The organism is Pontibacter korlensis (assembly GCF_000973725.1).
In the GTDB taxonomy this organism is placed as follows: Bacteria; Bacteroidota; Bacteroidia; order Cytophagales; family Hymenobacteraceae; genus Pontibacter; species Pontibacter korlensis.
Map to the genome: position 1 here is coordinate 1,724,294 of NZ_CP009621.1, position 24,275 is coordinate 1,748,568.

The window sequence follows — 24,275 nt, forward strand, 5'->3', positions numbered from 1 at the left end:
GTACGGCTTAAATGGTAGAATTGCTGATCGTTTGTAGCAGTAGTGGAGGTGTCTGTCGGGTTGGCGTAAGGAGAGAAATGCAGTTAGCCACTGCCGCTTCACCTATCTCCGAAACAGGATATCCCACTGCTCCTCAGAGGGAGCAGCAGGTGCCTTTTCTTTTTTGAAGCAAATAGCTTTACTCCTGGTTATCCTCATCCGGAAGGATTTCCACATCCTGCACGAGCACAAAATTCTCTATTTCGCGGGCTCTGGGAGTGTTAGCCAAGCCACCTTCGGCAGTTTCTTTATACTTGCGCTCCATGCTTTCGCCAACTTCGCCGAGTGCGTGCACGCATTGGTCTACTGGTATAACCGGGTCTACGCCTGCAATAGCTAGCTGCGAAGAAGAGAAAGCAATGGCTGCGGCACTGGCGTTTCGCACAATACAAGGAACCTCCACCAGGCCAGCCACCGGGTCGCATATCAGGCCGAGCATACATTGTATCGTAATGGCTACGGCATTAAATACCTGGTCTACATTACCGCCGAGGCAGTATACAATAGCACCGGCGGCCATGGCTGCAGCGCTACCTGTTTCGGCCTGGCAACCACCCACGGCACCGGCCAAAGAGGCGTTCTGCTCAATAATCAGGGCGATGCCTGCGGCTACTAGCAAGCCTTCGTGTATCTTTCTGTCATCCAGGTTGTGCAGCTCCTGCAGGGTAGTAAGTGTACCAGGTAAAATGCCTGAGGCACCAGCCGTAGGAGCCGCCACCACACGCCCCATGCAAGAGTTAACTTCTTTGGCGCCCAAGGCTCGTGATACCAGCATCTGGAACTCCGGCGACAACACGGTAATTGGCGATTTGGCTACTTTCTTGGCGCCATTGTTTACCATGCCTGAGCGCGATTTCATATCCTCCGTCAGGCCAGTCTTTACGGCGTCTTTCATCACGTCGTAAGCTTTGGCTATATTCTCCCAGATAAACTCTTCGGTACGACCCTTTTGGTCTATCTCGTATTCTAGTACAGGTTGGTAAAGCGGCTCGCCTGTTTCGGCACAATGCTTTTGCCAGCTTTTAAAATCAGTGAACAGTAATGACATAGTTTTTAGTCCGTCTATAGTAGTATGTATGCGGCTAAGGCCATAGTTGGCGCATGAGCCGCTAGGCTTATATACAAGTATACGTGCCTCAAAGATAACAAAACCGGACGCAGGAAATGTTCTGTGTCACAAAAGTATAAGTTGATTAACCTATGGGTATTCTGCGCGTTTGCTCAGAGCATAAGTATAAGTAACACAGTAAATCATACTTTAAGAGATGGAGGACAACAGCAAAAAACGTGTAGCCATGCGAGTGCATGGTAAAGTACAGGGTATATTTTTCAGGGCCAGCACCCAAGAGAAGGCCCAGGAACTTGGGTTAACGGGCTTTGTGCAAAACGAGCCGGACGGCACAGTATACTTGGAAGCCGAAGGAAAGACTGAGGCCCTACAACAGCTGGAGCAATGGGCACATCAAGGACCAAGGCGCGCACGGGTAGAGAAGGTGGAGGTAGAGGAGAAGGAAGAATTACAAGGGTTCGAGAAGTTTGAGCAGAGGAGGTAGAGAAGTTATTTAGATCAATACTAGCGCAATTAACCACCTGTGCCATAGAATAACACAATCACTAGAGGAAATATCCATATATTAGGATGCACTATAGCATAAGGATATGAAGTTTCCACAATCGCTACGCCAAATTAAAGCTCTAAAAGAGTCGGATGACTATCTGTTGATTAAAAGTATAGAGTCAATCAAATTCTCCTATAGTATTTTCCTTAGCAATTACTCCGATCTTAAGACTGCTCTAGAAGAGCATAGAGAAAAAAGTGATGATGGTAGTTTGTGGAGCGATGATGAACTGCGCTGGATAGTTCAAGAAAGAATAGTAAGGTTGATGTATAACTTCTTTTCTTCAGCTTTTAGATTAGTAAATCATAACAGAAAGCTTTATGAATCTTCAACTGTTATCGCTAAAGAATATCTGGAATATATAAATAATAACTTTGTTAGCAATCCTCTGCATAGCTTTGTCATAGATTTTAGAAACTTCCTATGCCACTCATCTTTACCTTTGATTGTTTCTAACAAAAAGTACAGTAACAAAACTGTGAAGACAACTTTTATGATTAGGAAGGACTCAATACTAAAATTCAAGTGGGAACCGGTTGCGAGGAGTTATTTTGACTCTCTGCAAGAAACATTTGATCTAGGAGAAATAGTAGATCAGAACTTTCACAAAGTAAGGGATCTACATGAGTGGTACAAGATAAGACAATTGCAATTTTACAGGCATATATGCAGAGGTTATTCTAAAGAAAAAGGCACTATTGAGCTTAGCTACTGAAGAGCGAACTACACAAGCTTTGCCCTTTAATCAAGTAGATATTGATAAGGAGGAAGAAATCTTAAATAGCTTATAACTCCCCATGCTCTTTTCCCTCCTCCAGCAGGTCCCATACTTTACTCCGGACGATATAGCTGCTTTTCTTCAGCTGTGGCAGAAGCGGGTGCAACTAAACAGGCATGATTTTTTGATACGGCAGGGGCAGGTAGAGCAGGGGCTATACTTTGTTATCAGCGGTGTTACTTTCCGTTGCCGGATGAAGAGATCTGTGTAGGCTTTGCTTACCCCAACACACTGGTTGTTTCTTTTCCTTCGTTTGTTGATAGTAAGCCATCGGCCTATTACATACAGGCGCTCCGGAAAATTGAGCTGCTGGGTATCAGCAAAAACGACCTAGTGCAACTGATGGAGGAGAGGCCCAACATCAAGCGCTTTTGGTATGAGCAGCTGGAGAAAGCCTTGGTAGGCAAAATTGAGCGGGAAGTGGATCTGCTACTGCCCGAACCAGAACAACGCCTGAAGCGCGTCATGCAGCGCAGCCCGCACCTGTTTCAGGACATCCCTAAAAAATATATTGCCTCTTACCTGCGTATGACGCCCGAAACCCTGAGCAGGCTAAAATAGCTGATGCTTAAAGACTGTTGTAATAGGCCACCAGCTTGGCCATATCGTTGTCGTTGCGCAGGTTCAGCGAGTTTGCTTTAATGTATGTTTCCAGGAAATCGGACTTCTCAGGCATAGCGGCCAGCAACGAGTTTTTAGTTTTCTTCACTTTTACCAGCTTGTTGCCGGTGGCTACGTAATAGTCTTCGCTTTCCTGCACCTCGCGTTCTATAGTGGCAGAGTTATAGCCCTTACGGTCGAATATCTTTTTAGAAGTGCGCTTTAGCAAAGTTGTTTTGCCGTCGGCCATCACCTCCAGAAATGTATCAGGGGAAATGTCATCGCCGCTGTAGCCTTTGCGGAAGGTTTTGTTTACAGTTGCGTTATTGTTAATGTAGCTGATGCTAAACTCCTGTACCGGTTCGATAAGCTCCTTTACCTGATCATTATTGGTCTTGAAGATAATCACATCTTTCACTTGGTCGTACATGATATTGATGCCCTGGTACACGGTGCCATTGCTCAGGGTAACGGCGCCGGTAGCCCAATCGGGGTGCAGGTAAGGCGAGCCTTGTATCGTAATAGTATTGTACTCGTGTACCGCCCTACCTTCCATATCATTCGTATGAGTGTATTGAGCCGAAGCATCAAGATAGAACAGGCTGCAAGCCAGCAACGACAACGTAAGTACTTTCACTACTTTTCCCATGATTGTAAGTTTTAGCTTCAGGTGCTTAAGATGCAAAATAATCTAAATATATGCTATCGTAAAACTTGATTTTAATCAAGGATTCTAAAGTATAACCTGCTGTACCTTTGTGCTGTACACTATAAAACTATGACTGCCATGAACGCATTGGAACAACTCTCTCAGACTGTCAGAAACCTATCCGATATCGTTGCCCACAGCTTCTCATCGCTTAGCCTGGTAGACCTAAACTATAAGCCAGCACCAGACAAATGGAGTATGCTGGAATGCCTGGAGCACCTTAACCGCTACAGCCGCTATTACAACCCTGTACTAACTAAGGCCGTTGCGCAAAGCTCCAGCGACGAGATCTATGTTACAGGTATTAACTATAGCTGGATCGGCAAAAAATCGCTGGAAATGGTGCGGCCGCAGAACATGAAGAAGCATAAGACTGTGAAGCACATGAACCCCAACAATAGCCAGCTGACCCGCGCCACAGTAGAAGAGTTTCTGCTGCACCAGCAGGAGCTGCTGCAATTGCTTTACGATGCCAGAAAAGTGAACCTGAACAGAAAAGCTGTACCCGTAGAGTTTTTTAAGCTGCTAAAAATGCGCCTGGGGGAGTCGCTGGAGTTTATGGTAGTGCACCAGGAGCGCCACATACAGCAGGCACTACGGGTAAAGCAGGAGCTTATGAAGCAGGCAGCGGCCTAAATAAGTTGCTTGTTATACTTTGGCTTCACTTAAAACTACCTGCACCTCCTGTTTTTCACCAGTGTGTATATCCACAGTAAACAGTTGATGGCTGTTGGTGCTGGTTACCCACAGTTGCCCGTTAAGAAAGAGGATGTCGTTGGGTTCGTGTAAACCGTCGGTGAGAGTGCGGACTCTCCTGCGCTGCAGGTCCAGGACCTTTATTTTACCGTTGTAGGTGTCAGCTATAAACACATCGCTGTCGATAACCTCAATCCCTACACCGTGCTGCAACAGCGCGTCGTCTGTGTCGCCGTCTACGTCGCCAAAGTCGAAGAGGCCTCTGCCAAGTGGTGTGAGTACCATGCCAGTTTCAGTATTTACAGTGCGGATGGCGCTAGCTTCTGCATCGGCCACGTAAAGTACAGGTCCGTTAATGGCTAGTCCGCTCGGTTGGTTGAAAGCCGCTTCGCGCAAAGGCCCGTCGGTTAACGCCTCGCGGCCGCTGCCTGCGTAACGGTATACTTTCTCAGTGGCTAGGTCCATGCGCAGGATCTGGTGGTTGCCAGCATTGGCGATAAACATGTTGTTGCCATAGATGTACAGGTCCCAGGGGCTGTTGGGATTTACTGGCTCATCCAGCTTATCCTGCAAAAAGTAGTAACCCATTTCGCCAGTACCTGCTGCGGTGCTTACCTGCTTGGCCTGCAGGTCTACCTTCCGGATAGCGTTGTTCTTAGCATCGGCCACATAAAGTATACTTTCGTGTAGTGCCAGCCCATGCGGCTCATAAAAAGTGGCCTCTGCATAGCTACCATTGTCAAAGCCCTGTATGCCGCTGCCTATAATTTCCAACACTTGCCCCTGTTGGTTCAGCTTCAGGATGCGGTTGTGGCCGCTGTCGGAGAGGTAAATATTCCCCCCCGTATCGCTTACCAATTTAGACGGGAAGTACAAAGTGTCGTCCTGTTTGTGCTCATGCTCCACGTGGAAACGTATGGGCTCACGGTTCAGTTGGTCCTTATGCTGCTCTATCAGCTGCTCAAGGTATGGCTTCACGGTCTGGTACACGCCTTCGCCGGCATGTTGGCCAATCACCTTGCCATTTGGGTCTATGAGTACAGTGGTAGGCCAGGCGCGGACACCGTAATGATTCCAGATTTTATAATCAGCATCGTTTACCACTGGATGCTCAATCCCAAACTTGCGGATAGCCTGCAGAATAGTCCCGTTCTGTTTTTCTGCATCAAATTTGGCAGAGTGTATTCCCACCACTACCAGCACATCGGCATACTCCTCCTCCAGCCGCTTTAGGTCAGGTACTATGTGCTGACAGTTGATGCAGCCAAAGGTCCAGAAGTCGAGAAGAACAATTTTGCCTGCAAAGTCTTTGATAGACCAGCTCCTGTCGGTATTGAGCCAGCCATGTTCGGTGTTTATTTCTGGTGCGTTTACGCGTCCGGTAAGCATAAGTAAGTCTGTTTTCGTATTAGAAAGGTGCCTTAGTTGTTACAGGGTTATAACTCTTTTTGTTTACCTCTCTCGAGTCCCTCTGTTAAAAACAGGAGGAGAGTTCAGCAGGTATAAACAGGTGCACCCACCTCTAACCCCTCCAAGGAGGTAGGGCCGTTAAGTTCTAATTAATTTAGTCATTAGGCCAACTTCATTGGCAAAAGCGGCAATGGCCTCTTTCATGGAAGAGAAACCGCTTTTTCGGGCGATGTTCAGGGCCATGTTTTTCAACAGCGACAGGTTCTCGGGCGCCTGCCCGCTGCAGATGCCGTTGCCGTCCTCGTTCAAGGTCACGTCCTTCTCCCAGTGCACCCGGTTCTCAATTCCCCAATGCCCCCGGCCACCTGGCTCTTGCCTCCGCGCTGGCCGCAAACAGGTCCAGGGTACGGTGCACCTCCCTTCCCCGGCTGCGCTCGCTCTCCTGCCAATGCCCGGCTGCCGTTCCTTTGGCAGCTGTCTGCTTGATGTCTGAGAGCAGCTTTCGCTGATTGCCCTTCACCTTGATCAAGTAGTGCTGCCGGTGGGAGACAATCAGACCGGCTGTTTTTTTTGGCAGTGCAGCGCGTCCAGCGTCAGCAGCAGGCCCCGCTGCTGCATCCTGTCGAGCAGGTCCCGCACGCTGCCTATCTCGCTCTGCCTGGCGTTCTCGAAGCGCCCCACCTCCTCTATCAGCCCCGTCTGCTGGCAGAAGGCGCTGACCAGCACCACCAAGTTCTGCCGCTCGTTGGCATGTTCGCTCACCGTGGAGCGCAGGCTCTTGCCGTCGATGCTCACCACCCGCCGTCCCTGCCCGGCCGCCCAGCGGCGGAAGGCCGCCGCCAGGGCCTGGAAGTCGACATGGGTGAGCACCTGGCGGATGGTCACGTGGCTGGGCAGCCGCTTGCGGCCAAGCCCCAGGCAGGCTGTCAGCTCCTGCTGGTTGTGGCTGATAAAGCGCCCTATTTCCCGGTAGGCACAGTAACCGCTCATGATGCTCATCACAACCATGCAAAGAGTCTCGGCCAGGGGGTAGCGACGGCCCTGGGCACGGCGGAAGTCTGGCACCTGGCGCAGGCACTCAAGCAGGTTAACTTGACTTGTTTCCATCTCAGCTCCTCCATTTTGCTAAACTATTTAGTGTACGTAAGGTAGAACTTAACGGCCCTACTCCAAGGAGGGGAATTCTCAGGAACGACAAACATCCCTATGACCTCCGGTCGCAAGTTTCGACTCTCGACTCACTTGTCCTCAAAGGGACAGTTACAGAAGGCAGCAGCTATCGAATCCGATCCCAGTCCTTGGGTTGAGCGCCTTGTGAGATCCGGTGCAGCGCCCTGGCGCAGGAGGGAACACAGCGCGATGCCCGAGGACGAGGCCTGCCGGCCTAAAGGGAACCAAAGCCGGATATGGAAAGAGCAGCTAGTAAGGCTGAGGATGAACAGCAGACAAAAAGAGGTTTAATCAGGCAGCAGTCTAGCACACAACAACCCCGTCGCCCACAGGAGCTGCGCACGCTGTGTGGTTTAAAAAATCCTGTCTCTATTCTTAGGAAAAGTCCGACGTGGGGTATTCCCGCAATTTTATCGTAATTTTGCATAAACAGCTGCAATACAATGGCAGAAAATTATATCTCAGACTTCGGAACCATCCTGCTCTTTCTAGTAGGCGGGGCTATCTTTGTGGTGATCGGCCTGCTCACCAGCAGCCTTGTACGCCCTAAAAGCCCGAATCCGGAGAAGCTGACAACCTACGAATCAGGAGAGGAACCCATAGGAAATGCATGGGTACAATTTAACCCACGCTTTTACGTGGTGGCGCTCATCTTCATTATTTTTGATGTGGAGCTAGCCTTTCTGTTCCCATGGGCTACGGTGTTCGGGCGGAAGGAACTGATAGAAGCGACAGATGGTTTTTGGGGATGGTTTTCGCTCATTGAGATGTTCATTTTTATAGGAGTACTGGTGCTGGGGCTGGCTTATGCTTGGGCCAAGGGTCACCTTGACTGGATTAAACCACAGCCCGTGGTACCCAAAAGCCGTTCTAAGATACCGATGGATGTATACCAGCGCGTGAACGAGCGGAAGTATGAGACCAGAAAGCCACAGCAGCAAGAAGGAGAATAGTATATGAATTTACCACAGGATAAGACTGGAGAAGGCGGCGTAGTAATCACCAAGCTCGACGATCTGCTCAACTGGGCGCGACTGACCTCGCTGTTCCCGATGGGTTTTGGCTTGGCCTGCTGCGCTATTGAAATGATGGGTGCTTATGCCTCAGGTTACGACTTAGACCGCTTCGGCATTATACCACGTGCCTCTCCGCGGCAGTCGGATGTAATGATTGTGGCAGGTACGGTTACCTTCAAAATGGCCGACCGTGTGCGCCGCCTCTACGAGCAGATGCCGGAGCCGCGATACGTCATTTCTATGGGGAGCTGCTCTAACTGTGGCGGCCCTTACTGGGAGCACGGCTACCACGTGGTAAAAGGTGTAGACAGAGTTATACCGGTGGACGTGTATGTGCCAGGCTGTCCACCACGCCCGGAGGCACTGATCGGTGGCTTTTTAAAGCTACAGGAAATCATCCGAAAAGAAACTATACGCGCCCCAAGGGCCGTGCAGCAAATTATGGCCAAGCGTGCACAGCAAGGCCAACCAGTAGATGATGCTGGTAAAGAGCTAGTTGCTGTTCATCATTCATAAATTAAATTATTAAAGAGGTGCAGTTCGAGGAGCTACAGCAGTTTATAGTTGATAAGTTTGGCGCAGAGGTTATACTTGAAGCAAAGACCGGTGCCCTGCAGCCATACCTGGTGCTACAGACGGAGCGCCTGTCAGAGGTATGCCTGGAGCTGCACGACAACGAGCAAACCTACTTCGATTTTCTTTCCTGCATTACGGGTATAGATAACGGTCCTGAGGCAGGTACTATGGAGGTAGCTTACAACCTTTATTCTATCCCTTACGACCACCACCTGACGCTGAAAGTACGGGTGCCGCGGAACAATGCGCCGGAAGAGGTGCTGCCGCAGGTGCCTACCATTACCCACATCTGGCGTACTGCTGACTGGCATGAGCGCGAGGTATTTGATATGTTCGGCATCCTTTTTAAAGATCATCCTGACATGCGTCGCATCCTCTGTGCCGCTGATTGGGAAGGTCACCCGCTCCGCAAAGACTATAAGTTGCAGGAGTACTACCACGGCATCAAAGTGCCTTTCGACCAGCATAATGAACTTAATGGCTTTAGAGGTGAGCCGCAATGGCTGGTGGGGCAGCCTACTCCTTTTTCGGATAAGCGGGAGAAGCCTGAGTAATACCGGATCCAACCACCCCTAGCCCCTCCTTGTCTAAGGCGGGGAACTTTATGATTTCTTGTAGCACAGCTTCTAAGTGATGAAAAATATCTTTGTGCTCGAAGCGTAGTAGTTTTATACCTAGGCCAGCTAACTCTTCGTCTCTTTCCTGATCTGCTTGTTGAGCAGCGGAATGTATGTGTACTTGCCCATCTAATTCTATTGCAATTTCTTCAGAAGGACAATAAAAGTCTAAAATGTAGTTACCGATACTGTGCTGCCGTCTGAATTTTTGCCCTTGAAGTTGCCCACTTTTCAAATACTTCCACAACTCTCCTTCAGCCGGGGGTGAGTTGTTCCTTAGTATCTTACGATTTTCTTTTAAGTAAGCTCTGTGATGCAGTTTCATCCTCACTGATAAGTTGCTATGCCAATATAACCGGGGCAGCGCAATAATTCTCCGCCTTAGAAAAGGAGGGGCTAGGGGTAGTTGAATAACAAGCGATAAAAACAAAACAGGCCGCTGGTTATACTTCCAGCGGCCTGTTTTTATATTTGGCTATACTTACTGCACATTTTTGAAGAAGGTTGGGGAGTTGCCGTAGAGCGGGGTACGACCATCCCATTTCTCGATGAACTGCTGCTGTATGAGCAGTGGCGTGAGGGTGCGCTGACGTAGTTCGTTGGCGCGGGCTTCGGCCTCGGCTTCTACTATTTTCTTGCGGGCCTGCGCCTCGGCAACTTTCAATTCGTTCTCTACCTGCAAGGCTTGCTGCACGGCACGGTTCTTCAGATTCACGGCCTTCACGATCTCGTCAGGGTATTGCAGACCACTGGTCATTTGCTCTAATGCAAAGCCTTCCCTGCGCAGCAACTCACCCAGCGCATGTTGCACCTTGTCCTCAAAAGACTGACGGTTGGAAATAATACTGTCGGTGGTATATAAGTTAAATTGGATGCGAAAGGCATCGCGGGTATAGTTGAAGAGCGTTGTTTTTGTTATCTGGTCAACATCCTTTCTATACTTCGAAAAGATTCTGGGGCTCTCGCCCGGGCTTACCCTGAACGACATGGTCGGGTCTACAGTAAATACTGATCCGTCCTTAGCATTTACGGTAAAGGCAGGATAGTCTACGGTCTGTACGAAGGTCGGGAACTGGAACACCTCTTCGGTGAAAGGATTGTACCACACGCGGCCTGTTACCAGGCTTACGTCCTGCACACCCTTGTCGGTACCGTAGAGCTTTACAAGTATACCCTCGTGGCCTGCATCAATGCGGGTGCAGGATTTCATGGCGGTGATGGAGAAAACGAGTATAAGAATGAAACTGAGGCTCCAGGTAAAGAGCTGACGGGCATTATTCATGGTTAAGCTTTAAGTTTGTTAAGGGAAAAACGGATGACAAAGAAGTTGGCTACAACGAGCACGAGCAGCAGCCCAAGGCCGATGGCTACTTTGAGATCAGACGGCTGCCGCACCATAGAGGCAATTTCTGTAAAGGTCAAGATGTCGACCAGGAGCAGCAAGACAAGCAGGAGGATGTAAGCGAATTTCATTGAAAAGTATATTGTTAACACAATATACTAAAAACCTTTTGTTCTTTCACTTCTTTAAAGCCAATAGCCTTGTAAAATGCATGGGTATCGGTTCTTTGGGTGTTGCATCGCACCCTTACTTGACTTACTCCCCCTTTGCTTTGCCCACTCCCGCACCTTCTCCACCAGCTTTCGGCCGGCTCCTGTTCTTCTGTAGCTCTCATCTATTATCAAACCGCCTATCTCCACAAAAGCACCCGATTCCAGACGCAAAGTATAAAACCCATGTATCCAGCCGACCAGTTTATCGTCCAGCACTGCTCCGAAGGCACAATGGTCTTCGCTGTCGAAGATTTCCTGCAGCCATACTTTGGTTTCTGCAGCAGATGCTGAGTAGCCGAGTTGGGAAGAGAGGAAGGTGATGGCTTCGGCGTCAATGCTGGTGAGTAATTTGAGATGCAGGTTCATGGCATAGTGAGACCTTTCTTCGCTGGCGCGAGCCCAATGTCATTCAGTTAAGGAATTTAATCTTATGTGCATTGCTTTTTCTTTCATGAGAAAGAGCAGATTATTTGTCGCGTAAGGGGGTTTTAATGGTAAATGCGGTGGACGCCAAGTATAAAAGCAGGTCGCAAGACTTCACCAGGAAGCGTGTACTACCTTTTAAGCTATTGGCGGTTTTGATGGCTCTACAAAAGCCTGGCTCTGGAGATAGGAGAGTTCTTCAAGGAGCCTGCCCAACCGAAGGTGAGCTTAAGCCTGGGTGCTTGCACGCAGGCCAGGCAGAAGCCTTCACCGACCTTACTCCACACCTTCAACCTGGCGTTTTACACAGATAATGATGAAAGGGCAGGGCTGTTAAAGTGTATGCGCATCCTGGCCGCAGACGGCTCCACGCTGGACCTGCCCTTTAGCTCGGGGTTGGCAGCAGCCTACGGCACCCACAGCAACCACCTGTTACATCACGGTGATGCATGATCTGCCTAACGGTATGGTCATAGACGGGGTGCTGCAACCTTTTGCCCAGGGAGAGCCTTCTGCCGCCTTAAAGCACCTGAGCTGGGCGGGTGATTTGTTGGTCTATGACCGCAACTATGCTTCATTTGAGGTGGTCTGTGAGCACCAACAGTGTAACATGCATGTGCTCATGCGCCTGAGGTCGTCTTTCAGCCAGCAGGTAAAGACCTTTGCCCAATCAGCCGAAGATGATGCAGTGGTAGCCATCAGGCCGGGGGAGAATATGCCCGTCAAAGATAAAGCCTATGGCAGGAACACCGCCGTACAGGTTCGGCTGGTGAAGTCTGGGCTGGATAACGGGCAGGTGGCCCTGCTGCTTACCACACCTCCGGGTAAAGAGGAGTTTCCTGTAGAATGCTTAAAGCAGGTCTATGCGCTGCGCCGGGGAGTAGAGACCGCTTACGATGTGTGCTCAGGGGGGAGTGCTTCTCTGGCTTTAGCCAGGCAGCCACTGCGCAGGCCTTCTACATAAGTTTGTTTTTGATGAACATGCAGGCCTTGCTGGCAGATGAGCTGCAACAAGAGCCGAAAGACCGCTACAGCCACAGCAAGCTGGCCTACAGGATCAACCCGGCAACTGCCGTAGGGCATCTGAAGAAAAATGTAGTAGCCTTACGCACTTCGGATTCGCCGCAGCAAATACTGCCAGAACTCAAGGAAAGTTTTCTACAGCATGTAGAGCCAGTAAGGCCAGGCAGAAAATACCCACGCCAGAAAGATAAGTACCGCCACCGAAAGACCCCGGTCTTGATGAAAAACAGAAAGAACGTACTATAAAACCCTTAACTTAATGACATTGAGCGCGCACTAGCGGGGAAGTTTAGGATTATTAAATTTACTATATTTTAGAAATTATATAATAGTATTTCTCGTATATATTGGTGCTTTTAATAAACCCCTGCATAAATCCCCCTTTTTTCCGACCTTTGTAGCGACATATTCTACAGTATTGGAAAGTAAATCAACCATATATAAAAGTTACCTGCTGCAGTCGGAGCCGAACAAGTTCAGCCAGGATGCGCTGAAGGCCGGTGAGATGATTGTGAACATGGGGCCGCAACACCCGAGTACGCACGGGGTACTGCGCCTGGAGGTGGTCACCGACGGCGAAATCATTCAGGAGGTGGTGCCGCATATTGGCTACCTGCACCGCTGTTTCGAGAAGCATGCCGAGAACATGGCTTATAACCAGACCATACCCTACGTGGATCGCATGGATTACTTGGCTGCCATGAATTCGGAGCATGTGTGGTGCATGGGCGTGGAGAAGCTACTAGGCATTACCGATCAGATTCCGAAGCGGGTGGAGTATATACGCGTGCTGGTAACGGAGCTGAACCGCATTGCCTCTCACTTTATAGCCATCGGTACCTACGCTATTGACATCGGAGCTTTTACACCGTTCCTGTGGCTGGTGCGCGACCGCGAGCATATTCAGCGCTTGCTAGAGTGGGTATGTGGGGCGCGTATGCTCTATAACTACATCTGGGTAGGCGGCTTATACTACGATTTGCCTATTGGGTTTGAGGAGCGTTGCCGCGAGTTTATAGACTACCTGCAGCCCAAGCTCGACGAGCTGGATACTATACTTCTCAGCAATAAAATCTTTATAGATCGTACGGCCAATGTAGGCATACTTCCGCTGGATGTGGCGATCAATTACGGCTGCTCCGGCCCAATGCTGCGTGGTTCCGGCTTGAAACACGACCTGCGTCGCGTGGATGGCTACAGCGTTTATCCGGAACTGGACTTTGAAGTGCCGATAGGGCAGGGGCTTGCTGGAACCATCGGTGATTGCTGGGACCGCAACTATGTGCGTGCGCTCGAATGCCGTGAGTCAGTTAAAATCATCCGCCAGTGCCTCGACCAGCTTACCGGTGACTATAAACGCACTCCTGATTTTGACCCACAGGCTGCCTGTCCGAAAAAGATGCGTATGACGGGCGCACAGGAGCTATACTTCCGTGGAGAAACACCACGTGGCGAGCTTGGCTACTACTTCCGCACCACCGATAAGAGCGATATGCCTTTCCGCTGTAAAGGACGCTCTCCTTGCTTTTCTAACCTGTCAGTGCTGCACGAAATAAGCCGTGGCTGTATGGTGGCTGATATGATTGCCATTGTAGGTTCGGTGGATATTGTGCTGGGAGAGTTGGACAGGTAAGTATAAGGCTATACTTGCTTGTTGACGAAAGTGCTGACTTGTGCCTTATACTTTAGCTGCTGCTTTTTGCAGCTTGAACTAAGCTATACTTGCTAGTTGCCGTTTTCCATGGCTTTACCACCTGCTCGTTTCAGTTCTGGCTGTAGTGCGCTCAAGCCCGCGAGCATCGCGCTGGGAGCTCTTCTTTGCTCGCTATCGCTTTTCAATCCCGCTCACGCGGGACTGGAAAACTCCAAAGGCGCTCAACCCAAGGACTGGGAAACATTTCGAAGGCTGTTATGCTAACTTGAACCAACTCCCCTCCTCGGAGGGTCCAAGGGTGGGTTTACCTGAAGAGCCAATGCTACATCGAAAGCAGCTACAGAGTTCCCCTCCTTGGCCAAGGAGGGGAAGGGGTGGTTGGACCCGGTGCCGAAGAAAATCCAGCTCATCCAAACATCCTGAAAATCCTGATTCTGACAAAAAAAAGCCTGCTTTATCAGCAGGCTTTTCTGTTTCTATCCCCGTTTTTCTTTCCAGAGCTGGTTAAATGATTTTTGTGGTACTTGCAGCGGCTCTCGGCGCTTGCTCCAGGATTCTTTCTGCACGTATCGCAGCACAAAGTTCTTGATGCTTGCTGGTGCAATATTCATCAGCCTGCGGCTCTTCATAGCCTTTAGCCACAGCTTGATGGCAGTTTTTTCCTGGCTTTCAACCAAGCCTTGGTCCACGCTCTGTTTGCGGTTAAGCAGCAGCAGGTTGTGTATGTTGATCTTAACCGGACATACCGAAGTACAGGCGCCGCAAAGGGAACTAGCAAAGCTCAGGTGTTTGTGCTCGGCCATACCATTGTAATGCGGTGTAATGACTGAGCCAATCGGGCCGCTGTAAGTGCTCTCATACGTGTGGCCACCAATGTTCTTGTACACAGGGCACACATTAAGGCAGGCACCGCAGCGGATGCAGTTTAAGGCTTCACGTTTCTCTGGCAAGGCCAGCAGGTCAGTGCGGCCGTTATCCAGCAGTACTACATACATCTCTTCGGGGCCGTCCTTCTCTTTAGGCTGGCGCGGACCAGTAAATATGCTGTTGTACACAGTTACGTTCTGGCCTGTGCCGCTGGTGCTCAGGAGTGGCCAGAACAAATCAAGATCCATGATGGATGGGATCATCTTCTCGATGCCCACAATAGCAATATGTGTCTTAGGGAAAGTGGTTGAAAGTCGGGCATTGCCTTCATTCTCTGTTACAGCCACACCACCCACATCAGCAATCAGGAAGTTACCGCCGGTTATGCCTACCTCGGCAGAAGTATATTTCTCGCGGAGCAGCTTGCGGGCTACACCTACCAGTTCTTCAGCATTTTCGGTAGGAGCGATGCCTAGCTTGCGCACAAAGAGGTCGGCAATGTCTTTTTTAGACATGTGCATGGCTGGTGTAACAATATGGTAGGGCCGTTGCTCAGCCAACTGCACAATGTACTCGCCTAAGTCTGTCTCTACAGTCTCAATGCCATTCTTCTCCAGGTACTCGTTCAGGTGAATCTCCTCCGTAATCATGGATTTGGATTTCACTACTGAGCGGGCGCGTTTGCGCTTCATAATTTCCCCGATTTCCTTCAAAGCCTCCTGTGCATCGCGGGCCCAAATTACTTTACCACCACGGGCAGTAAAGTTGGCCTCAAACTCCATGAGGTACTTGTCCAGGTTGTTGATGGTCTGGGTTTTTATATAAGAGCCACGCTCGCGGGCCAGTTCATGGTCGGTGTATTGGGTGAGGCCACGCTGCACAGCGGCATTGTACTTGCCGATGTTGAATTTGATGGTTGCGCGGTGACCTTGGTCGAATGCTTTTGTCTCTGCGTCCTGCAGAAACTGTCTCAGTTTACTCATACTGTATCTCCCCTACGTTTTTCCGGGGCAAAGGCTACCTTTGCTCTACCCCTACAAAAGAAAAACACCCTTAAAGTTAGGGTGTTTTTCGCAAAGCTACTAAAGCTGTAGCATTTATACTTCAAACGGTTACGGTATCCGCTATAGTATTGGGTTATATTATTTCTTGTTGCTATCTACTACAATGCGGTTCTCGCGGTTGGCAAGTTCCCATGCCACGTGGAACGCCAGGCGCGCTACCTTCTCGGCACTCTCGTAAATGATTTTGTCCGCCTCGTCGCCAGGCTGGTGATAGTCGTCGTGCACACCGTTAAAATAGAACACAATCGGAATTCCATTTTTGGCGAAGTTATAATGGTCGGAGCGATAGTAGAAGCGGTTCGGGTCGTTCTCGTCATTGAAAGTATAGTCGAGCTTCAGGTTCACGTACTTCTGGTTCATCTCCTCATTGATCTGGTGCAGCTCAGAAGATAACTTATCAGCACCGATCACATAGATGTAGTTGCTGTCGTTAGTCTTCTCATGCTCATAGTCCATACGGCCGATCATGTCAATGTTCACGTTTGCCACCGTATTCTCCAGCGGGAAGATAGGGTTGTTGGCATAGTACTCAGATCCCAATAGGCCTTTTTCTTCGCCAGTAACAGTCATAAACAGAACGCTGCGGCGTGGGCCGTAACCGTCTTTCTTAGCCTGGGCAAAAGCCTCAGCCATTTCGATAACCGCTACTGTACCAGAGCCGTCGTCGTTAGCACCGTTGTAAATCTTATCGCCTTCCAGCGACTCATCAACACCTACGTGGTCATAGTGAGCTGTTACCACAATAACCTCATCCTTCTTATCGGTACCCTCTACGTAACCCAGCACGTTCTCGGTAGATAGTGGCGCGGTGTTTCTGCTCATCAAGATTCTTACATCAGAGGCAGGCGTGAAAGAAGCTGTAGCGGCGTTTTGGCTAGCTTGCTGCAGTTTTTCAGGCGTAGTACCCAAGATGGCTGCACCTACAGTAGGCGTAGTGAAAATGCTGGCTGGGCGGTTGCCACCACTTCCAACTTGTGATATGGTCGGCTGCGACAGGCGGTGTGAGAAGCGTTCTGCCATAGCGCGGTAAGCCTCGGCATCAAGCACATAGGCAACACCTTTGGCATTAGCCTCTTCGGCGGTGGCAGAGAAGCCGCGCATTTTATTCTGGAGTTCAGCAGGAGTAGTAAGCAACGTTACTACCAGTTTGCCTTCCACACCTTTTGAAGCAATTTGCCCGGCATCAGCTACATAAACAGCCTCAACACCCTGCTCTGTGGTAAACGGCGAAGAGCCGAACGGGAAGAAGTCCTGCATCATCAGGTATTTCTCCTTGCCTACAGAGATATATCCTTCGCCCCAAGAGCTTTGCTCCAGGTCAAAAGTTTGATAATAAGGATTGGCGCTGTTGCTCTTCACAGGACCAGCCAATCCGTCCTCACGAAACTCGCGGGCGATGTACTCGGCTGCCATTTTCTGGCCTTTCTCGCCAGTGTTACGGCCTTCGTACTCATCGGAAGCGATAATGTACAGGTGCTTTGATAGGTCTGCTGCAGTAATGGTTTCGGCATACTTTGGCGCAGCCTCGCTTAGCTTAGCCGAGTCAGTTGTCGGCTTGCTGGCGCTTGGGCCCTGAGCACAGCCATATCCGATGGCCGCCAGCAGCAGGCCGGCGTAGAGATTGTGTCTCCTCATAGTTAAGTTGAAAGGTGTTTAAAGTTTAGTTCAGTTCTTTCAGTGCAGTTTAGACTGGCACAGGCACTACAGGTTTAATACGGTTAGGGGAGCAGTTTGCTTACTGCTTTACAATCAAAACGGTTGCAAATGCAGCCACGCCCTCTTTCTTGCCTACAAAGCCCAGGTGTTCTGTGGTAGTCGCTTTAATGGAGATGTCCTCCTCCGGTATACCCATTACCTCTGCCAGGCAGGTTTTCATGGCAGGAATGTGAGGATTTACCTTTGGCTCCTGCAGACAGATGGTAGAGTCGATATTGCCAATCTCGTAACCTTCGCGGGCCAGCAGGTGCACTACCTCTTTAAGCAAAATCTTAGAATCAATGCCTTTGTACTTAGGGTCTTTGTCGGAGAAGTGGTAGCCGATATCGCGCATGTTGGCTGCTCCCAGCAGGGCGTCGCAGATGACGTGTATCAGTACGTCGGCATCAGAGTGGCCAAGGGCACCATGTGTGTGCGGAATCTTAATGCCGCCAAGCCAGAAATCTAGCCCTTCCTGGAGTTGGTGTACATCGTAGCCGAAGCCGGTTCTTATTTTCAGTTTCATGAAACGAGTAAATGAGTTGGGTACATACTTGCGCGTATCGGCGCAGGTATAAAAGGTAAATCTAAGCCAAAAATACGATTTTGTGCTAAAGCTCGCCTCTTTTTACGGTAGCGGAGGAGCCGGGAAAGAGGGTGGGAAATAAAAAAAGGAGCCTGCTATACTTAAGCAGGCTCCTTCAATTTATAATGAATAGAGAGTTTAAGATTAAGCTTCTATCTCTTCCAGTACAGGATAGTCGGTATATCCCTCTGCGCCTGTTGCATAAAACGTTTCACGATCTGCTTCAGATAAAGGGACATTCTGCTCAAAGCGTTTTGGAAGGTCTGGGTTAGCGATAAAAGGTACTCCAAAGGCTACCATGTCAGCATCGCCATCGGCAATTACTTTATTGCCTGTTTCCTGGTTGAAACCTTTGTTGATGATCAAAGTGCCGTTGTAACGAGGGCGGTAACGCTTAGCAATATTTGGCTCAGCATGCGGTACATTAGTTACATCAGTGAATGGCTCAGACAGGTGCAGGTAAGCCAATGCAGAATCATTCAACCTGTCTATAATATAGTCGAATGTCGGGATTGTTTCCTCGTCAACTGTAATTCCAAACAGGTTATGCATACTTGGGTTCAGGCGTACACCCACACGCTCAATCGGCATTACTTCCTTCACGGCATCCAGTACTTCAAAAAGCAATCGGCTACGGTTTTCTCTGGAGCCGCCATACTCATCGGTGCGGGTATTAGAGCAGTTCACAAAGAACTGGTGGAACAGGTATCCATTCGAAGAGTGTATCTCTACACCATCGAAGCCAGCCTCTACGGCATTTTTAGCAGCGTTTTTAAAATCCTGCACAATCTGCTTAATCTCGGCTATTTTCAGTGCACGAGGCGTAACAGTAGGCTTAAATCCCTCTTCGGTAAAAACCTGGTCGTTAGGGTTAATGGCAGAAGGAGCCACAGGAGCCTTGCCGTTATGGAAGTCTGGGTGTGAAACACGGCCCACGTGCCACAACTGGGCAAATATTTTACCTCCTTTGTCGTGGACAGCTTTTGTAACTTTCTTCCAGCCCTCTACCTGTGCCTCTGAATAAATGCCAGGTATATTAATGTAGCCTACCCCTTGAGTAGAAACAGGCGTGCCCTCTGAGATGATAAGACCAGCTCCGGCTCGTTGCTCATAGTATTCAGCAATCAGGTCGGTAGGTGCTTTTTCTGGGTTGTTGGCGCGTGTACGCGTCATAGGAGCCATTGCAATTCGGTTCTGTAGCTCCAGGTTATTAAGCTTTATTGGTTTTAAAAGCGGTTGTGACATGTGTATTAAATATTTGTGTTTAGAGCGCATTTTTATGTGCGGCTCCTTTCTATAAACTAATTAATTTACAGTATATACATTATTTGTCTATACAAATATGATGCTAAAAAAATAGCTATCCGCGAAGTTTGTCCAGAAGGTTACTTACCAGCACAGCCTCTTCCTGCGAAAGGTTGTGGAACCGTTCAAACAGGCTAGGAAACTTTGCATCTACCTCCTGCAGCTTCTGTAAACCCTTGTCTGTAATCCGAACTTCTATCATGCGTCGGTTGCTTTGGCAGATATCGCGGGTAACGTAGCCTTTCTCTATCAGTTTATCTATAAGACGGGTAACGTTAGAGTTGCGGTCTACCATGCGGTTCTGTATATCGCCGAAGCACACAGGTTCGGGGTGCTGCCCACGTACAATTGCCAGCACGTTATGCTGCTGCAGTGTTAAGCCTAAGTCCTTAAAGAACGGCATCAACTGCTGATTCATCCAATTGTTAGTGAATAACAAGTTGGCCATCAAGCGGCGATAGTCGTCTTTAAATTCGCTCTGGTGTATTTCGTCTTCTATGCGCATACATATACCTACTGAACAAAGGTATAGTTTGTTATTTGTAGGAACAAGTGTTGCGGGAAAAGGTTTTGAGAAGCACGAATTACGGCTGTAAAAATCAAGTACCGGAAATGCAAAAGCGCAAGGCTTATTGCCTCGCGCTTTTATACAGAACAGCCTTCCGGTAAAGGTAAGGTTATGCGAAGTGTTAGTCCCAGTATGGCTGCTGAGACTGTTCATGCCCATCGGCAGAAAACACCAGCTTCTGCTCCTGCTTGTTGTTGTCTAGTTCTACCTGATAGAAAGTTGTCTCGCCCTGTACAAGCTCCTCGGCATCATCTACTATGTAGCCAGCATAGTTTTGGCTGATGGCCGCCTTCACTTCCTCAGGTAGCGCAGACTCTGCAATATCATACTTATGCATGAGCAGGTTGCCAGATGCATTGAGCAGCGCGCTGTAATCTACCGTAGTCTGGTCAAAGTCTGCTTCGTAATCACTGCCTTTCTTTTCCCATTCGATATTGATGGCATTAGGGAATGTGTTGATCAGTGTGTCTTTCACTGCTGCAGGTACATCATCTGGCTTGATGTCATCATCGTTGTCGCAGGAAAGTAGAGAGCCGCTCAGAAGCAGGAATGCAAATGCTGTTAATTTCATGATTTATACTTTAAGGTTAAACGAGTTTATATCTCAAACCTACAGCCTGATTCTGAAGCAATACTGGAGCAAATCTGAAGCAATTTTGGAGATGGATAAAAGAAACAAAAAAGCCCGGTGTGTACCGGGCTTTTCTACATTTCCAGAGAAAGTATAAATTTATACTTCAACAGGCTGCTCCTTCTTCTCGGCCTTATAAAGCAGGGTAGAGCAGTTAGTCTTGCGCAGTACCTCCTGGGCGCAGCGCTGAATATCGTCTGGCGTTACGGCTTGTACTTTCTCACCTTCTTGGTTAATGAGGTTGGCGTCACCAAGCAGTTTGCTGTAGGCCAGGTTCATGGCGCGGTTCAGCAGCTCAATCTCCGAAAAGACAATGCTGGTCTCGGCCTGGTTTTTCACCTTGTTCAGCTCCTCTTCGTCCACACGATTATCTATAAGTTCTTGCACAACAGCCTCTATGGCAGCATTTGCTTCTTGCAGGTTAACGCCTTCGTTTAGCTTGCCCTGAATTATCAGCAACCCTGGCTCCACACTACCCGACACAGAGGCATTGATAGAGTTAAACAGTTTCTGCTCCTTTACTAGCTTTTCGTATAGGCGGCTGGACTTTCCACGGCCCAATATATCGCTTATCAGGTCTACTGCATGATAGTCTGGGTGCTGGCGGCCTGGCATGTGGTAAGCTTTGTAAATGGCACTGAGCGGTACATCGGAAGCTACCTCTAAGGTGCGTGCCTCCGTCTGCCTTGGCTCTTCTTTAAGCTTACGCTCATACTTCTCTCCGGCAGGTATAGGTCCAAACCACTTTTCAGTCAGCTCTTTTGCCCGTTCAAAGGTTACGTTGCCTGCCACTACCAGTATAGCATTGCTAGGGGAGTAATGCTTACGGAAGAAGGCCTTTACAATATCCATGGTCGCCTCCTCTATGTGCGAGATCTCTTTACCGATGGTAGCCCATTTATAAGAGTGCTCCTTGTAAGCCAGTGGGCGCAGCTTCAGCCATACATCGCCGTAAGGCTGGTTCAGGTAGTTTTGCTTAAACTCCTCTACCACTACTTTGCGCTGTACTTCTAAGCCGTTCTCGCTAAAGGCCAGCTCCATCATGCGGTCCGACTCCAGCCAAAAGCCTGTCTCTATATTCTGTGCCGGCAGCGAAAGGTAGTAGTTTGTAATGTCGGGGCTGGTGAAGGCGTTGTTCTCACCTCCCACACGCTGCAGGGGCTCATCATACACAGGTATGTTCTTAGAGCCACTAAACATCAGGTGCTCAAACAAGTGAGCAAAACCTGTGTGTGTCTCGTCCTCATCGCGAGAGCCTACATCATAAAGCACATTTAATACCGCCATTGGCGAAGTATGATCCTCGTGTACAATCACACGGAGGCCATTATCAAGGGTAAATTCTTTGAATTCTATCATATCTCTTTATTAGCGACACAAGACACAGGTATCAAGACAAAAGACTCCTGATAATATAGAGTGCTTTAGCCTTTATCAGCTCTACGTACACTTGCAACCTTTTCTGTATTTCTGTACTTTTTGCACGTCAAGATAAATGTCTTGTATCGTGGTTCTTGATATTTGTGTCCGAAGTTGAACTAAGCAAATGTATAAATTAGTGGCATAAGTTTCAGATGGAACGCCATTAGTTTAACTTGCCAATCTATAACAAGGTTTCTGAAAACAGATGAACTATAACCGTAAAGACTACTCAGAAGAGGAACTGATTCAACTATACCGCGCTTTGCTTAAACCGCGCATGATTGAGGAGCGCATGCTGGTGCTGCTGCGCCAGGGCAAAGTGAGTAAATGGTTCTCCGGCATAGGACAGGAAGCTATTTCTGTAGGTTCTGCCTTGGCACTGGAGCAGGACGAGTATATACTGCCGCTGCACCGCAACCTGGGCGTGTTCACAAGTCGTGGGGTAGAGTTAGACCGCCTGTTTGCGCAGTTCCAGGGCAAGATACATGGCTTTACAAAAGGCCGCGACCGTTCTTTCCACTTCGGTAGCAACGAGCACCATATTGTAGGCATGATCTCGCACCTGGGCCCGCAGCTAGCTGTAGCCGACGGTATCGCCCTGGCTGACCTGCTGGAGAAAAAAGAGAAGGTAACGCTGGTGTTTAGTGGTGATGGTGGTGCTTCGGAAGGTGACTTCCACGAGGCGCTGAATGTAGCTGCCGTGTGGGGGCTGCCGGTTATCTTCATGATTGAGAATAACGGCTACGGTTTGTCTACACCTAATAATGAGCAGTTCAAGTTTAAGCACTTTATAGATAAAGGGTCAGCTTACGGTATAGATGCCCTGCAGATAGATGGCAACAACATCCTGGAAGTATACGACACTGTACGCCAGGCTGCAGCCAGCATACGCAAAAACCCACGCCCAATGCTTATTGAGGCGATCACCTTCAGGATGCGAGGCCATGAGGAAGCAAGCGGTACTAAGTATGTGCCGAAGGAGCTCTTTGAAAAGTGGGCAAAGAAAGACCCGGTAGAAAATTTCGAGCGCTACCTATTGGACGAATTGGTGCTGACGCAGAAGGCTATGGAAAGCATAAAGGAGGAGCTGAGAGCTGAGATTGAGGATGGGTTGCAAAAAGCCTTTGCTGAGCCGATGCCAGAAGTTAACCGTGAGCAGGAGTTGGATGATATGTACAAGCCTTTCGACCAGGAGGTGATAAAACCAGCCTCTGATGCTAAAACAGAACGCCGTTTTGTAGACGCCATTTCAGATGCATTGCGCCAGAGTATGGAGCGCTATCCTGAGCTGGTGCTGATGGGGCAGGACATAGCAGAGTATGGCGGTGTGTTTAAGGTAACCGAAGGCTTTGTAGATGCGTTTGGCAAAGGGCGTGTGCGCAACACACCGCTCTGCGAGTCTGCTATACTTGGTGTGGGCTTAGGTATGTCGGTGCGCGGGCAGAAAAGTATGGTAGAGATGCAGTTCGCCGACTTTGTAAGCGCAGGTTTTAGCCAGATCGTGAATAACCTAGCAAAGAGCCACTACCGCTGGGGGCAAAACGCCGATGTGGTGGTGCGTATGCCAACAGGTGCCGGCACGGCAGCTGGTCCGTTCCATTCGCAGAGCAACGAAGCTTGGTTCTTCCACACACCAGGCCTAAAGATCGTGTACCCGTCGTCGCCTTACGATGCGAAAGGCCTGCTGAATGCAGCTATCGAAGACCCTAACCCGGTGATGTACTTTGAGCATAAGCTGCTTTACCGCTCCATCTCTCAGGAGATTCCCGATGACTACTACACCGTAGAAATCGGTAAGGCTAAAACTGTAGCCGAAGGATCTGACTTGACTATCATTACCTATGGTATGGGTGTGCATTGGGCAATGCAACTGCAGCAGGAGTTAACAGATGCTAGCCTGGAGATTCTGGATCTTCGCTCACTGCTGCCATGGGACAAAGAAGCTGTGCGTGCCGTTGTGGCAAAAACAGGCCGGGTAATCATACTTCACGAAGACACCATGACCGGAGGTATAGGCGGGGAGATTGCTGCTTGGATTAGCGAGCATTGCTTTGAGCTATTAGACGCCCCGGTTGCACGTGTAGCTAGTTTGGATACAGCTGTGCCGTTCTCGCCACCGTTGGAGCAGGATTTTCTGCCAAGGCAACGCCTACGAGATAAAGTAGCAGCCATGTTGAACTACTAAAAGTCATATACAAGAGCAACCTGCAGCGCTTTATTGGAAGTATTCAGGGTTGTTCTTGTGTTTAAACT

Annotated in this window: 29 protein-coding genes; 12 read left to right on the plus strand and 17 right to left on the minus strand. The window is 49.2% G+C overall.

The window, feature by feature from the left end; translation table 11 throughout:
- Window positions 1–178 precede the first annotated feature (178 nt).
- Window positions 179–1,087, minus strand: coding sequence for an L-serine ammonia-lyase, iron-sulfur-dependent, subunit alpha (gene sdaAA / locus PKOR_RS07325; RefSeq protein WP_046309990.1), 909 nt, complete (start codon window positions 1,085–1,087; stop codon window positions 179–181).
- Window positions 1,088–1,304: 217 nt separating this feature from the next.
- Here sdaAA and PKOR_RS07330 point away from each other — a divergent pair, with 217 nt between their 5' ends.
- From PKOR_RS07330 to PKOR_RS07340, 4 genes are all read left to right on the plus strand, one after another.
- Window positions 1,305–1,592, plus strand: coding sequence for an acylphosphatase (locus tag PKOR_RS07330; protein WP_046309991.1), 288 nt, complete (start codon window positions 1,305–1,307; stop codon window positions 1,590–1,592).
- 106 nt (window positions 1,593–1,698) lie between these two features.
- Entirely contained in the window at window positions 1,699–2,373 is a 675-nt protein-coding gene (locus tag PKOR_RS07335) for a hypothetical protein (protein ID WP_046309992.1), read from the plus strand.
- A gap of 82 nt (window positions 2,374–2,455) precedes the next feature.
- The gene (locus PKOR_RS24715) at window positions 2,456–2,647 is read left to right on the plus strand and encodes a hypothetical protein (RefSeq protein WP_148561646.1); all 192 of its coding nucleotides are present in this window, start codon (window positions 2,456–2,458) and stop codon (window positions 2,645–2,647) included.
- Window positions 2,623–2,997, plus strand: a complete 375-nt coding sequence (locus tag PKOR_RS07340; RefSeq protein WP_052738759.1) for a Crp/Fnr family transcriptional regulator — start codon at window positions 2,623–2,625, stop codon at window positions 2,995–2,997. Before PKOR_RS24715 ends, PKOR_RS07340 begins: the two co-directional genes overlap by 25 nt.
- 7 nt (window positions 2,998–3,004) lie before the next feature.
- Here PKOR_RS07340 and PKOR_RS07345 read toward each other — a convergent pair whose 3' ends face one another.
- The gene (locus tag PKOR_RS07345; RefSeq protein WP_235337314.1) at window positions 3,005–3,685 is read right to left on the minus strand and encodes a hypothetical protein; all 681 of its coding nucleotides are present in this window, start codon (window positions 3,683–3,685) and stop codon (window positions 3,005–3,007) included.
- A gap of 129 nt (window positions 3,686–3,814) precedes the next feature.
- Between PKOR_RS07345 and PKOR_RS07350 the strand changes: the two genes are divergently transcribed.
- On the plus strand, window positions 3,815–4,381 hold the full coding sequence (locus PKOR_RS07350) for a DinB family protein (protein ID WP_046309993.1): 567 nt from the start codon (window positions 3,815–3,817) through the stop codon (window positions 4,379–4,381).
- A 12-nt stretch (window positions 4,382–4,393) separates the two neighbouring features.
- Here the strand turns inward: PKOR_RS07350 and PKOR_RS07355 are convergent, their stop codons facing one another.
- From PKOR_RS07355 to PKOR_RS07365, 4 genes are all read right to left on the minus strand, one after another.
- Complete coding sequence (locus PKOR_RS07355) at window positions 4,394–5,830, minus strand: thioredoxin-like domain-containing protein (protein WP_046309994.1); 1,437 nt, start codon at window positions 5,828–5,830, stop codon at window positions 4,394–4,396.
- A gap of 159 nt (window positions 5,831–5,989) precedes the next feature.
- Window positions 5,990–6,184 (minus strand): hypothetical protein, encoded by a 195-nt coding sequence (locus PKOR_RS07360; protein ID WP_052738760.1) that lies wholly within the window; start codon window positions 6,182–6,184, stop codon window positions 5,990–5,992.
- 7 nt (window positions 6,185–6,191) lie between these two features.
- On the minus strand, window positions 6,192–6,380 hold the full coding sequence (locus PKOR_RS23410) for a hypothetical protein (protein ID WP_052738761.1): 189 nt from the start codon (window positions 6,378–6,380) through the stop codon (window positions 6,192–6,194).
- Between the two features lie 23 nt (window positions 6,381–6,403).
- Window positions 6,404–6,958 carry an ISAs1 family transposase gene (locus tag PKOR_RS07365; protein ID WP_046309995.1) on the minus strand — a complete coding sequence of 185 codons (555 nt, stop codon included), beginning with the start codon at window positions 6,956–6,958 and terminating at the stop codon, window positions 6,404–6,406.
- A gap of 506 nt (window positions 6,959–7,464) precedes the next feature.
- On the opposite strand from PKOR_RS07365, the gene PKOR_RS07370 reads away from it, so the two are divergent.
- From PKOR_RS07370 to PKOR_RS07380, 3 genes are read left to right on the plus strand one after another with little or no spacing between them, the layout of a single operon-like run.
- Entirely contained in the window at window positions 7,465–7,974 is a 510-nt protein-coding gene (locus PKOR_RS07370) for an NADH-quinone oxidoreductase subunit A (protein ID WP_046309996.1), read from the plus strand.
- A gap of 3 nt (window positions 7,975–7,977) precedes the next feature.
- Window positions 7,978–8,553 carry an NADH-quinone oxidoreductase subunit NuoB gene (gene nuoB / locus PKOR_RS07375; RefSeq protein WP_046309997.1) on the plus strand — a complete coding sequence of 192 codons (576 nt, stop codon included), beginning with the start codon at window positions 7,978–7,980 and terminating at the stop codon, window positions 8,551–8,553.
- Window positions 8,554–8,570: 17 nt separating this feature from the next.
- Window positions 8,571–9,167, plus strand: a complete 597-nt coding sequence (locus PKOR_RS07380; RefSeq protein ID WP_046309998.1) for an NADH-quinone oxidoreductase subunit C — start codon at window positions 8,571–8,573, stop codon at window positions 9,165–9,167.
- On the opposite strand, the gene PKOR_RS07385 is transcribed toward PKOR_RS07380, so the two are convergent.
- The 4 genes from PKOR_RS07385 to PKOR_RS07400 form a co-directional block, all read right to left on the minus strand.
- The gene (locus tag PKOR_RS07385) at window positions 9,130–9,555 is read right to left on the minus strand and encodes an endonuclease domain-containing protein (protein ID WP_071843122.1); all 426 of its coding nucleotides are present in this window, start codon (window positions 9,553–9,555) and stop codon (window positions 9,130–9,132) included. The genes PKOR_RS07380 and PKOR_RS07385 overlap by 38 nt on opposite strands.
- Window positions 9,556–9,711: 156 nt before the next feature.
- On the minus strand, window positions 9,712–10,512 hold the full coding sequence (locus tag PKOR_RS07390; RefSeq protein ID WP_046309999.1) for an SPFH domain-containing protein: 801 nt from the start codon (window positions 10,510–10,512) through the stop codon (window positions 9,712–9,714).
- A gap of 2 nt (window positions 10,513–10,514) precedes the next feature.
- Window positions 10,515–10,703, minus strand: a complete 189-nt coding sequence (locus PKOR_RS07395) for a hypothetical protein (protein ID WP_046310000.1) — start codon at window positions 10,701–10,703, stop codon at window positions 10,515–10,517.
- 54 nt (window positions 10,704–10,757) lie between these two features.
- A complete protein-coding gene (locus tag PKOR_RS07400) occupies window positions 10,758–11,150 on the minus strand; it encodes a GNAT family N-acetyltransferase (protein WP_052738762.1) in 393 nt (130 codons plus the stop codon).
- A gap of 502 nt (window positions 11,151–11,652) precedes the next feature.
- Between PKOR_RS07400 and PKOR_RS07410 the strand changes: the two genes are divergently transcribed.
- The 3 genes from PKOR_RS07410 (at window position 11,653) to PKOR_RS07420 (ending at window position 13,863) form a co-directional block, all read left to right on the plus strand.
- Window positions 11,653–12,171 (plus strand): hypothetical protein, encoded by a 519-nt coding sequence (locus PKOR_RS07410; RefSeq protein WP_046308960.1) that lies wholly within the window; start codon window positions 11,653–11,655, stop codon window positions 12,169–12,171.
- 11 nt (window positions 12,172–12,182) lie between these two features.
- Complete coding sequence (locus tag PKOR_RS07415) at window positions 12,183–12,476, plus strand: hypothetical protein (protein ID WP_148561618.1); 294 nt, start codon at window positions 12,183–12,185, stop codon at window positions 12,474–12,476.
- A gap of 172 nt (window positions 12,477–12,648) precedes the next feature.
- Complete coding sequence (locus PKOR_RS07420; protein ID WP_046310001.1) at window positions 12,649–13,863, plus strand: NADH-quinone oxidoreductase subunit D; 1,215 nt, start codon at window positions 12,649–12,651, stop codon at window positions 13,861–13,863.
- A 497-nt stretch (window positions 13,864–14,360) separates the two neighbouring features.
- Here PKOR_RS07420 and PKOR_RS07425 read toward each other — a convergent pair whose 3' ends face one another.
- The 7 genes from PKOR_RS07425 to PKOR_RS07455 form a co-directional block, all read right to left on the minus strand.
- Window positions 14,361–15,734 carry a LutB/LldF family L-lactate oxidation iron-sulfur protein gene (locus tag PKOR_RS07425; protein WP_046310002.1) on the minus strand — a complete coding sequence of 458 codons (1,374 nt, stop codon included), beginning with the start codon at window positions 15,732–15,734 and terminating at the stop codon, window positions 14,361–14,363.
- A 159-nt stretch (window positions 15,735–15,893) separates the two neighbouring features.
- Complete coding sequence (locus PKOR_RS07430; protein WP_046310003.1) at window positions 15,894–17,450, minus strand: M28 family peptidase; 1,557 nt, start codon at window positions 17,448–17,450, stop codon at window positions 15,894–15,896.
- 100 nt (window positions 17,451–17,550) lie between these two features.
- Window positions 17,551–18,036 carry a 2-C-methyl-D-erythritol 2,4-cyclodiphosphate synthase gene (gene ispF / locus PKOR_RS07435; protein WP_046310004.1) on the minus strand — a complete coding sequence of 162 codons (486 nt, stop codon included), beginning with the start codon at window positions 18,034–18,036 and terminating at the stop codon, window positions 17,551–17,553.
- Window positions 18,037–18,240: 204 nt separating this feature from the next.
- Window positions 18,241–19,341: an alkene reductase gene (locus PKOR_RS07440; protein WP_046310005.1), complete on the minus strand. Its 1,101-nt coding sequence runs from the start codon at window positions 19,339–19,341 to the stop codon at window positions 18,241–18,243.
- A gap of 115 nt (window positions 19,342–19,456) precedes the next feature.
- Window positions 19,457–19,906: a MarR family winged helix-turn-helix transcriptional regulator gene (locus tag PKOR_RS07445; RefSeq protein ID WP_046310006.1), complete on the minus strand. Its 450-nt coding sequence runs from the start codon at window positions 19,904–19,906 to the stop codon at window positions 19,457–19,459.
- A gap of 184 nt (window positions 19,907–20,090) precedes the next feature.
- Entirely contained in the window at window positions 20,091–20,540 is a 450-nt protein-coding gene (locus PKOR_RS07450; RefSeq protein WP_046310007.1) for a PepSY-like domain-containing protein, read from the minus strand.
- Between the two features lie 159 nt (window positions 20,541–20,699).
- A complete protein-coding gene (locus PKOR_RS07455) occupies window positions 20,700–21,959 on the minus strand; it encodes a M16 family metallopeptidase (protein ID WP_046310008.1) in 1,260 nt (419 codons plus the stop codon).
- A gap of 268 nt (window positions 21,960–22,227) precedes the next feature.
- Here PKOR_RS07455 and PKOR_RS07460 point away from each other — a divergent pair, with 268 nt between their 5' ends.
- Window positions 22,228–24,207 carry an alpha-ketoacid dehydrogenase subunit alpha/beta gene (locus PKOR_RS07460; RefSeq protein ID WP_046310009.1) on the plus strand — a complete coding sequence of 660 codons (1,980 nt, stop codon included), beginning with the start codon at window positions 22,228–22,230 and terminating at the stop codon, window positions 24,205–24,207.
- Window positions 24,208–24,275: the final 68 nt, after the last annotated feature.

Bases quoted from the DNA above. Each gene is read 5' to 3' on its own strand.
- PKOR_RS07445 (WP_046310006.1), bottom strand. From the start codon at position 19,906: ATGCGCATAGAAGACGAAATACACCAGAGCGAATTTAAAGACGACTAT.
- PKOR_RS07455 (WP_046310008.1), bottom strand. From the start codon at position 21,959: ATGATAGAATTCAAAGAATTTACCCTTGATAATGGCCTCCGTGTGATT.
- PKOR_RS24715 (WP_148561646.1), top strand. From the start codon at position 2,456: ATGCTCTTTTCCCTCCTCCAGCAGGTCCCATACTTTACTCCGGACGAT.
- PKOR_RS07365 (WP_046309995.1), bottom strand. From the start codon at position 6,958: ATGGAAACAAGTCAAGTTAACCTGCTTGAGTGCCTGCGCCAGGTGCCA.
- ispF (WP_046310004.1), bottom strand. From the start codon at position 18,036: ATGAAACTGAAAATAAGAACCGGCTTCGGCTACGATGTACACCAACTC.
- PKOR_RS07440 (WP_046310005.1), bottom strand. From the start codon at position 19,341: ATGTCACAACCGCTTTTAAAACCAATAAAGCTTAATAACCTGGAGCTA.
- PKOR_RS07410 (WP_046308960.1), top strand. From the start codon at position 11,653: ATGCATGATCTGCCTAACGGTATGGTCATAGACGGGGTGCTGCAACCT.
- sdaAA (WP_046309990.1), bottom strand. From the start codon at position 1,087: ATGTCATTACTGTTCACTGATTTTAAAAGCTGGCAAAAGCATTGTGCC.
- PKOR_RS07425 (WP_046310002.1), bottom strand. From the start codon at position 15,734: ATGAGTAAACTGAGACAGTTTCTGCAGGACGCAGAGACAAAAGCATTC.
- PKOR_RS07460 (WP_046310009.1), top strand. From the start codon at position 22,228: ATGAACTATAACCGTAAAGACTACTCAGAAGAGGAACTGATTCAACTA.
- PKOR_RS07415 (WP_148561618.1), top strand. From the start codon at position 12,183: ATGAACATGCAGGCCTTGCTGGCAGATGAGCTGCAACAAGAGCCGAAA.
- PKOR_RS07385 (WP_071843122.1), bottom strand. From the start codon at position 9,555: ATGAAACTGCATCACAGAGCTTACTTAAAAGAAAATCGTAAGATACTA.
- PKOR_RS07400 (WP_052738762.1), bottom strand. From the start codon at position 11,150: ATGAACCTGCATCTCAAATTACTCACCAGCATTGACGCCGAAGCCATC.
- PKOR_RS07450 (WP_046310007.1), bottom strand. From the start codon at position 20,540: ATGAAATTAACAGCATTTGCATTCCTGCTTCTGAGCGGCTCTCTACTT.
- PKOR_RS07335 (WP_046309992.1), top strand. From the start codon at position 1,699: ATGAAGTTTCCACAATCGCTACGCCAAATTAAAGCTCTAAAAGAGTCG.
- PKOR_RS07345 (WP_235337314.1), bottom strand. From the start codon at position 3,685: ATGGGAAAAGTAGTGAAAGTACTTACGTTGTCGTTGCTGGCTTGCAGC.
- PKOR_RS07430 (WP_046310003.1), bottom strand. From the start codon at position 17,450: ATGAGGAGACACAATCTCTACGCCGGCCTGCTGCTGGCGGCCATCGGA.
- PKOR_RS07355 (WP_046309994.1), bottom strand. From the start codon at position 5,830: ATGCTTACCGGACGCGTAAACGCACCAGAAATAAACACCGAACATGGC.
- PKOR_RS07390 (WP_046309999.1), bottom strand. From the start codon at position 10,512: ATGAATAATGCCCGTCAGCTCTTTACCTGGAGCCTCAGTTTCATTCTT.
- PKOR_RS07370 (WP_046309996.1), top strand. From the start codon at position 7,465: ATGGCAGAAAATTATATCTCAGACTTCGGAACCATCCTGCTCTTTCTA.
- PKOR_RS07350 (WP_046309993.1), top strand. From the start codon at position 3,815: ATGACTGCCATGAACGCATTGGAACAACTCTCTCAGACTGTCAGAAAC.
- PKOR_RS07395 (WP_046310000.1), bottom strand. From the start codon at position 10,703: ATGAAATTCGCTTACATCCTCCTGCTTGTCTTGCTGCTCCTGGTCGAC.
- PKOR_RS07330 (WP_046309991.1), top strand. From the start codon at position 1,305: ATGGAGGACAACAGCAAAAAACGTGTAGCCATGCGAGTGCATGGTAAA.
- nuoB (WP_046309997.1), top strand. From the start codon at position 7,978: ATGAATTTACCACAGGATAAGACTGGAGAAGGCGGCGTAGTAATCACC.